General features: G+C 64.3%; 9 protein-coding genes. 1 reads left to right on the top strand and 8 read right to left on the bottom strand.

Annotated features, from left to right (window positions below):
• Window positions 1–1,132: UDP-N-acetyl-D-mannosamine dehydrogenase (gene wecC / locus AC3WLD_RS05690; RefSeq protein ID WP_492555963.1), on the top strand; the 1,132-nt coding region annotated here is incomplete at its 5' end.
• 132 nt (window positions 1,133–1,264) lie between these two features.
• Here wecC and tcmP read toward each other — a convergent pair.
• The 8 genes from tcmP to AC3WLD_RS05650 all read right to left on the bottom strand — a co-directional run bounded on the left by tcmP (window position 1,265) and on the right by AC3WLD_RS05650 (window position 7,772).
• A complete protein-coding gene (gene tcmP / locus AC3WLD_RS05685; protein WP_492555962.1) occupies window positions 1,265–2,446 on the bottom strand; it encodes a three-Cys-motif partner protein TcmP in 1,182 nt (393 codons plus the stop codon).
• Window positions 2,422–3,153 carry a DUF5131 family protein gene (locus tag AC3WLD_RS05680; protein WP_492555961.1) on the bottom strand — a complete coding sequence of 244 codons (732 nt, stop codon included), beginning with the start codon at window positions 3,151–3,153 and terminating at the stop codon, window positions 2,422–2,424. The genes tcmP and AC3WLD_RS05680 overlap by 25 nt, the downstream gene beginning before the upstream one ends.
• A 10-nt stretch (window positions 3,154–3,163) precedes the next feature.
• Window positions 3,164–3,952, bottom strand: a complete 789-nt coding sequence (locus tag AC3WLD_RS05675; RefSeq protein ID WP_492555960.1) for a DNA adenine methylase — start codon at window positions 3,950–3,952, stop codon at window positions 3,164–3,166.
• Window positions 3,953–4,108: 156 nt separating this feature from the next.
• The gene (locus tag AC3WLD_RS05670) at window positions 4,109–5,674 is read right to left on the bottom strand and encodes a right-handed parallel beta-helix repeat-containing protein (RefSeq protein ID WP_492555959.1); all 1,566 of its coding nucleotides are present in this window, start codon (window positions 5,672–5,674) and stop codon (window positions 4,109–4,111) included.
• A gap of 89 nt (window positions 5,675–5,763) precedes the next feature.
• Entirely contained in the window at window positions 5,764–6,042 is a 279-nt protein-coding gene (locus AC3WLD_RS05665; protein ID WP_492555958.1) for a hypothetical protein, read from the bottom strand.
• A gap of 10 nt (window positions 6,043–6,052) precedes the next feature.
• Complete coding sequence (locus AC3WLD_RS05660; RefSeq protein WP_492555957.1) at window positions 6,053–6,619, bottom strand: host-nuclease inhibitor Gam family protein; 567 nt, start codon at window positions 6,617–6,619, stop codon at window positions 6,053–6,055.
• A 2-nt stretch (window positions 6,620–6,621) separates the two neighbouring features.
• Complete coding sequence (locus AC3WLD_RS05655; protein ID WP_492555956.1) at window positions 6,622–7,071, bottom strand: phage tail assembly chaperone; 450 nt, start codon at window positions 7,069–7,071, stop codon at window positions 6,622–6,624.
• 11 nt (window positions 7,072–7,082) lie between these two features.
• Window positions 7,083–7,772, bottom strand: coding sequence for a gp53-like domain-containing protein (locus AC3WLD_RS05650; protein ID WP_492555955.1), 690 nt, complete (start codon window positions 7,770–7,772; stop codon window positions 7,083–7,085).
• Window positions 7,773–7,774 lie beyond the last annotated feature (2 nt).

Here is a 7,774-nt window from a genome sequence, read left to right as displayed (position 1 = left end):
AAACCATCGAAATGAGGGGTCCCTTTTAGACGCCGATCACCCCGCTAACGGGGTCCTTTTTGCACGCCGATCCACAGTCATCGCGGTGCCGACCCCCTTCGAGAAGGACGCGCACCACACCCCCGACATCTCCTATGTCCTCGCCGCCGCGACCGAAGTCGCCGCCGTGCTCAAGGCCGGCGACGTGGTGATTCTCGAATCGACCTCGCCCGTCGGCACGACCGAGCGCATGCGCGACCTGATGGCCGGGCTGCGCCCCGACCTCAGGTTCCCCGGGCTGACCCGCGAGACGCCCGACATCTCCATTGCCTACTGCCCCGAGCGGGTGCTGCCGGGCCGCATCCTCGAGGAACTGACCAACAACGATCGCTCGATCGGCGGGATCACGCCGCGCTGTGCGCGCAAGGCGCTGGCGTTCTACAAGCGCTTCGTGCGCGGGACCTGCGTCACCACCGACGCCCGCAGCGCCGAGATGACCAAGCTGGTCGAGAACGCCTACCGCGACGTCAACATCGCCTTCGCCAACGAGCTGTCGATCGTCGCCGACAAGATGGGTCTCGACGTGTGGGAGGTGATCCGCCTCGCCAACCGGCACCCGCGCGTCAACATCCTCCAGCCCGGCCCCGGCGTCGGCGGGCACTGCATCGCGGTCGACCCGTGGTTCATCGTCCACGGCGCGCCGGAGGATACCCCGCTGATCCGCAACGCCCGCGAAGTCAACGACCGCAAGATGCACCACGTGGTAAGCCGCGCGACCGCGCTGGTCGAGGCTCACCCGGCGGCGAAGGTCGCCTGCCTCGGCCTCGCCTTCAAGGCCAACATCGACGACTTCCGCGAGAGCCCGGCCCGCTTTGTCGCCGCCAGCCTCGCCCGCCAGTTCGGGAGCCGCATCCACGTCGTCGAACCCTATGCCGCCGAGCTGCCGATCGAGTTCACCGGCACCGGCGCGGTCCGCATCGACATCGACACCGCGCTCGAGGACTGCGACGTCCTCATCGTCCTCGTCGACCACGACGTGTTCCGCGTCGTGCCCCTGGCCGAGCGGGCCGGCAAGGTCGTCTACGACACCCGCGGCATCTGGCCCGACCAGCCCGGCGAGCCGGTCCCGGCGGCGCTCAGGCTGGCGAGCTGAGGGGCGGTTTGTTCAGGAAACTTCCGACTTTCCTGATAAGTTGACGAAGTTGACAAGGTCCTGGGGGGAGTAAACTACCCCCCATTCCCGATGTAGCGCGGCGAGACCCTTTAGAGTCTTTGACAAGACAACCTAGAGCAAACCCGCCCAGCAAATTATGTCCTCATCCTTAGGCACACGTTGGCGAACGGCAAGCGTAGGGATGGCCACATCGCCGCAGTTCTTTAGACGGACCACCTCATCCTTGAGCTCTTGCTGCGTGACGACCCATCCATCAAGCACCTCGGTCCAAAGCTTCCGCCACGACACTCCCTGAGGCCCTGCTTGCTTCACGACCTCAGTCGCGAAATGGAACGCGCGCCGTCGCCCGGATTGGAGGGCCAAGGCACTTCGTTCTCCCGGATCTATTACGCCCGGCAAACTGAAAATATCGCCGTTCTTGGTCTTCTCCGCGCGCTTGTCGGCCTTGATCTGAGTACGAGTTTCAGCCTGGACCGACAACGCGCTGACCTGGGCATCGCGAAAAACCTTTAGACCAGCATCGCTGCGGCTGAGATAAATCAGCTTGTAGAGGGTTCTATCAATGCTGGTCTCGTCGACCGTGATCGCTGGAGCGAACCTGTAACCCCCAATCCGACGAAGCGCTTTCCGCGCCATCTCAGTCACGAAATCCTCCCGGCGCTCAGACGACAACTCGGCCACCTTCGACTGCCAATCGCTGCCGGGTGCCACTTGGCCCAGCCATTCGACAAGCTTCGGCATCCGATCAGTCGCCAGAAAGCGCGAGGCGAACTGCAGCATGAAGTTCACGAGCACTTCAGTGCTGCCTTGGTCCATGAGGCCGGCAAACTGGCGAATGTCCGGCAAGCCCTTGGGATCAATAACGACATATCGAAAGGAGTTTGCAGGGAGTGATCGCTGGATCGTGCCGGCGTGCTTTTCCGCCAGGCCAGGGTAGCAAGTGATTTCTATCTCGCCGCGAAACGGGGCGACCGCCGCGTCTAGTTCACGATGCCGATCCTTTTCGACCAAATGCGCGATCAGCCTGATGTTACGGCCGAGCTTCGCCTGCTTCTCCTTGGCTTCAATCATCCGGCGCAACGCGATTCCGAATGATGTGTCGCTGTGTTGTGGACATTGACTTTTCCAAGGCCCGGCGAAGAGATCGACATAAGCGAAGGTGGTGTAGCGACCGAGAACCTTTGGCAAAGCGTCGCGCATATACCTGTCTAAGAAGGTGTGCTTGACCAGCGCTTGGCCTCTGCCTTCATAAAATTCAGGATTTAGCGTCACGCGAAGGCCCTCACGGGCCACTCATTCCACTCTCGGCCGTCAAGCGTTCTCCCGCCTGACTTAGGCCTAAAGCCACCCCACTGCTTGAAGAAAAACGGAACACCCTGCGCGCGGCAGGCATCACGGATCTCACGGGCCCAATCGATCTGCATCGGCCTTGCGCCCGGCCCACTTTCCCCGCCGGCGATCACCCAATGTATCCCGCCGAGGTCCACAGCGCCGACTGGACCTATCAGTGGCTCGACCGAGAGGAACCGAACCGCAGAGGGAGCGGACCGGAGGTGCGCGATCCGAGTGGCCCCGCGGTGGTCCTCCACTGAGACCCCCGTCCAGATATGGCTCGGCCCTGAGCTTTTGCCGTAGCGCCGAGACAAATAGTCACGCATCCGAGAGCTGCGCTTCGTGAGAACCTGATAAGTATGCCGGTCAGCCGCCTCCATCTGGTCGAAAACCTGGTCGATGAAATTGGTCGGGACCGCTTTGTGGAAAAGGTCGCTCATTGAGTTCACGAAGATCATTCGTCCCCGCTTCCACTTCGACGGCTGATCCAAGCGCTCTGGTCGGAGGACCAGGTCGAAACCCCTTTCGAAGGGGTGCCCCTTCACGCCTCGAAAGCGCTCTGCAAAGCGCTCCGCGTAGCAATTATCGCAGCCCGCTGTGACCTTGGTGCATCCCGTCACTGGGTTCCAAGTTGCGTCCGTCCACTCGATGGCGCTTTGATCACTCATGCGGGGCTCCTCATGGGCAAGAGATTATCAGTTCGCGCGCCGGTGTCACCTTTCCACTGACCCGATAGTTCAGACCGACCTCCTCCATAGCGAACCCCGCGAAGATTTCCCGGATCTCCGGCGTGTCGTTGATCGACAGGATGAAGCTCCCCTGAAGGCCCTCCAAGAGGCCTCTCAGAACCTCGAAATCGGCTGGTGAGAAGATGTCCTTGCCGTAGTCGTCGGTGCATCCCCAGTAGGGCGGATCGAGGTAGAACAGCGTGCCCGGCCGGCTGTCATAGCGCCGGATGCAGTCTTGGTAGGATAGCCGCTCGATCAGCACTCCGGACAGCCGCTCATGGACGTCCTCGAGCATCGGCACGAGCTTGTTGAGGTTCCATCTCGGCCGGGCATAGTCGATGCCGAACGTCCGCCCGATCCCGCCGAAGCTGGTGACCTGCATGTAGAGGAAGCGCGCCGCTCGCTCGAGGTCGGTCAGGGTCTCAGGATCGGCCGCGCGCAGACGCTCGAATTCGGAGCGGCTGTAGGTCTGCCATTTCAGCACGTCGAGCAGCTGCTGATAGTGCCGCTGGAGCAAGCGGAAGAGATTCACGACATCGCGGTTGATGTCGTTGATGACCTCCAGGCCGGGGCGGTGCTGGCGGCGGAAAAAGACACCGCCCATGCCCACGAATGGCTCGACGTAGCGATCGTGCGGCACGGCCGCGATGCGCTCAGCGAGTCGACCAGCCAGCGCTCTCTTGCCGCCAAGCCAGGGGGCGACCGGTCGGGTCGGCTTCACCGGCTCGAGAGCCGGCATATCGTTCAATCCTTCTTTCACTTTTAAGCACCTAAGAGGTCCCCGCCTCAGAGGCCGGGGGGACTAAGGGCTGGCGCGCCAGCCCAAGGTGCGAGGTCACTCTCGCGGTTCAGGGCGCTCCAACGCCCTGGCCACCCCCGTAAGGAGGCAGAATCTTTATGCCCCGAGCTTCCTTCCTGCGCCGATTACCCCATTCGCCCAGGCGTTGCCGAAGGCGTCATAGGTCGGCGCGGTGAAGCCGATCGCCGCCGCGGTCGCGCCGCCGGTTCGCGCAAGGCTTCCGCCGGGCGAGCCGAACAGATCGTCGAGTGTGTCGGCGCTGTAGCTGCCGATCGTCGGCGGCGTCGTCGTGAAGGTCAGGTTCTCGCCCAGCGCCGAGGCCTCGCGCGCACCCTGCCATGCTGTCAGCGACGCGCGGGCAACCCCATCGTACCAGGACTGATTGCCCGAATAGAGGTTGTTGCTAAGCGTCGTGCCGCCGGTCGCGTTAAGATAAACGAGCTTCGAGGTGCCCTCGGCATGGACGACGTTGTTGGCGAAGCGGACGTTGGTGAAGGCACCGCCGCCGCTCTCCCGCTTGAGCCCGCCTGCGCTCGTGTTGGTCGCATTGCGGATGATCGTGTTGTTGTGAACGTAGAGGTTGGTGATCGTCGAGGTACCGAGCGCCTGGACGTGGATGTCGCCGTAGGCATTCCCCGCCTTGGTGGCGTTGTTAGTGACGACATTGTTGCGGACGTAGCAATCGCTCACTGAACCGCCGCTGGTCGAATAGGCAATGACCGCGATGCCTTGGCCCTGGTTGCCGTGCGAGTAGCAGAACTCGACCCCGCACTGGTAGCTGCCGCCGTCGATATCGATCCCGAAGCCGTCCGTGGTCCCGCTGGTCGCGTTCGAGTAGGATTCGCAGAACGTGATCGTGGTCGATGAGGCATCGTAGATCCAGATGCCGCCGCCCGCGTCGATCGTCGCCCCGTTCGAATAGGCGACGCACCACTTGATCGTGCTGTTGCCCAGGCCACCGCCGACGATTCCCGACTTGCCGTTCGAATAGGCCTGACAGTTGTCCATCGCCAGGTTGGTGATCTGGCGCGTGGTCCGCCCGGCGTATCCCGTGCCGGTGCCGGTGCCGTACGAGATGAAGCCGCTCTGGCCGTTGTTGTGAAACGAACACCCGGACACCACGACATTCGCCAGGCCGACCGCGCCGGTGGCATCTGCGCCGAGCATCAGGCCTTGCTGGGTCGCGTTCTTGTACTCGCAGTTGATGTACCAGTGGTCCGAACGCTGGCCCGTCGTCGCGCCGCCATTGGAGCAGGCATAGGCCAGGCTGTTGCCGTCGAAGATCAGGTCACGGAAGACGTAGCCGCTGACCTCGTAGGCCGAGAGGATCGCATCAGACCCGGCGGCGAAACCGAACGCCTTGAGCGTCGCCTTGCCGGAGCCATAGGAACCATAGGTGATCGGGTTCGCCTGATTCCCGCTGACGGTCGGCCAAAGCCCGGCGTTGGGAGTGTTGAAAGTATCCCCGCCGCGAAACAGCACGGCATCGCCGGGCTGCAGCGTATCCATGATCGCCGCAACCTTGGCCAGCGTCGCCCAGGGTTGTGCCTGAGTGCCGGGGTTGGCGTCGTTTCCGGCGGCCGAAACATAGTACGAAGTCCCGGTGATGGCTGGCGCGGCCGCCACCGAGGGAGCTATGAACTCCGCGGGCAGGCTGTTCACTTGATTGAACGGCAAAGCGACCGCAATTGCGCCTCGCAGGATGCTGCGAAGCGCGCTCCCGAGTAGCAGCTTGGTCCGCGCCAACGCCATTATTTCTCGCCTGCCCAGAGAACAACGGTGCCTGCGCCAGCCGTGACCTGAAGCTGCACGTAAGGCACCCAGGCGATGCTTTGGAGGACGTCCGCGGTGCCGGCCGGGATGATCTCCATCCACGGCGCATCGGTGGCCACGCGGCCGTTAACCTTGAACGTCGTGACCCCGTCGCCATCGACCTGGACTGGCAACATCCCGGTGCCCGTTGAATCGTAGAGTTCCTTGTCGTCGTTGGACTGGGTCCCGACGCCGGTCTGGGTGAGCTTGATGGTCATGTTCCCTCCTTCAGGCCAGCTGGTCGCCGGCACTTTCCGCGGCGGTCGCGGCGCTTTCGTCGAGCCCCGCGTCGATGAAGAATTCGTCGGCCTGGACCACGGTCACGCCCTCGGACGCGAACCGCTCGCGCAGCTTCTCGTCAGCATTGACCGCCTTGATCAGCGCAGGCTTGTCGAGCTCGTACTTCGGCCGGACGAAGCCGATCGCCCAGTCGCCAGCGCGGCGCAGCCAGGTGACGACGGCATCGACCTTCAGACCCTTGGCCAGCTTGACCGCCGGCGGGCTCAACCGCACCCCGATTTTCGCGCCCGCCAGTTCGCTCGAGCGCTTGTCGCGGGCCAGCTCGCGGCCGCCGGCTTCCCACCACGCCTTCAGCGAGGCGAAGCGGAGCTTCTGGCCTTCTTCGATCGCCGCGATCTGCTGGTCGCGCGCTGTCTTGGTCTCGTCGATGACGCGCGCCGCATAGACCTTGAGCGCCAGGACATCGCGCTCGGCCGAGACGTACTGCTCGAGCACCGCGACCGCCTCATCGGTAGTCGTGGGCACGTCGAGCGCGGCTTGTTTCCTGCGCGCCACGTTCAGCCCTCCGCTCCGGTGCCGGGCTCGGCCGGCCACTCGGTCCCGTCCATGTCGAGGTCGCGCAGCTGCTGGCGGTATGCGGCCCACGCTTCCCGATCGACCGGCGCGTCGGGGAGCTGGGTCCAGTCGCTCCCGGCGAGCAGGAAGTCGCGCCGCTTGCGCCGCATCGAGGCCACCACTTCCAGATCGATCTCCCGGTCGACCGCCGCTGGCCGGCCGTTGCGGGCGATGATCCGCTTGCCCCCGGACTGCGCGTCCAGGAGCGCCGCGTGTTCGGCTCGGGTGATCGCGACCGCGTCGGCCGGGATAAGGCAATCGGGGTTGGCGACCAGCCTCGGCCGCTTGTTCGCCTTGATCTCGCGCCGGGTCTGCGGCTCGGCGATCTCGATCGGGCCGTGGATGCCCTCGTCGTAAAAGGCGTTGTTCGAAGGGCTGTAGAAGATCCGCATGGCCTTGCTCCTCAGTTGCCGATGGCGAAGTAGTCGAGGCCGTTGATCGCGTTCGTTCCGCCCCCGTCGTAGTTGAAGAAGAAGGTCGCGCCCGAGGTGGTCTGGGCGACGCGCTGGATGAACACGTCGTGGTCCGGCGTGGCGGTCTGGTTGACCGCGACCGGGAAGGCGCGGAAGCACGCGTTCGGGAACGCGATCGGGAAGGTGACCGCGACCGAGCCTTCCGCATAGCTGCCGGTGAGCCCGCCCCACTGCAGGATCAGCCCGCCCGGCAGCTTGATGTAGCCGTTGTTCGAAAGGGTCGAGGCGGATGCCGTGGCGAGCCCGAGCGGGGTGATCGCCTTGGTGTCAATCGTGCCGGCGAGGATCTCGACTGCGCTCGCCTTGGGCACGTCGAGCGTGAGGTCGGCCGCGAGCGGGCCGCCGCCGCTCAGCAGCCCGGTCGAGTTGACCAGGCGCGTCGTCGGCACCGCACCGCCGCCAGTTCCGACCGCGCCCGCGACCAGCGCGATGATCGCGTCGCGCAGCTGCTCGGCGTCGCCCTTGACCAGGGCAATGCCCGCCGCCTCGATGGCGAACGCCATGTTCTCCTGCATGTCGTTGAACCAGTCGGCGGTGAGCTGGGTCGCCTGCTGGCCAACGGCCGGATTGCCATTCTGAAAGCGGCCGTCGACCGCTCCGGGACTGTCGATGCGATGCATGG

Source organism: Novosphingobium sp. FW305-C-111 (genome assembly GCF_058783565.1).
The sequence above is the reverse complement of the archived record's forward strand: the minus strand, read 5'-3'. Positions and strand labels throughout refer to the sequence as shown.

What these genes read in the sequence shown, in the direction of transcription:
- AC3WLD_RS05680 (WP_492555961.1), bottom strand. Translation starts at nt 3,153, where the DNA reads ATGAGTGATCAAAGCGCCATCGAGTGGACGGACGCAACTTGGAACCCA.
- AC3WLD_RS05675 (WP_492555960.1), bottom strand. Translation starts at nt 3,952, where the DNA reads ATGCCGGCTCTCGAGCCGGTGAAGCCGACCCGACCGGTCGCCCCCTGG.
- AC3WLD_RS05665 (WP_492555958.1), bottom strand. Translation starts at nt 6,042, where the DNA reads ATGACCATCAAGCTCACCCAGACCGGCGTCGGGACCCAGTCCAACGAC.
- AC3WLD_RS05655 (WP_492555956.1), bottom strand. Translation starts at nt 7,071, where the DNA reads ATGCGGATCTTCTACAGCCCTTCGAACAACGCCTTTTACGACGAGGGC.
- AC3WLD_RS05650 (WP_492555955.1), bottom strand. Translation starts at nt 7,772, where the DNA reads ATGCATCGCATCGACAGTCCCGGAGCGGTCGACGGCCGCTTTCAGAAT.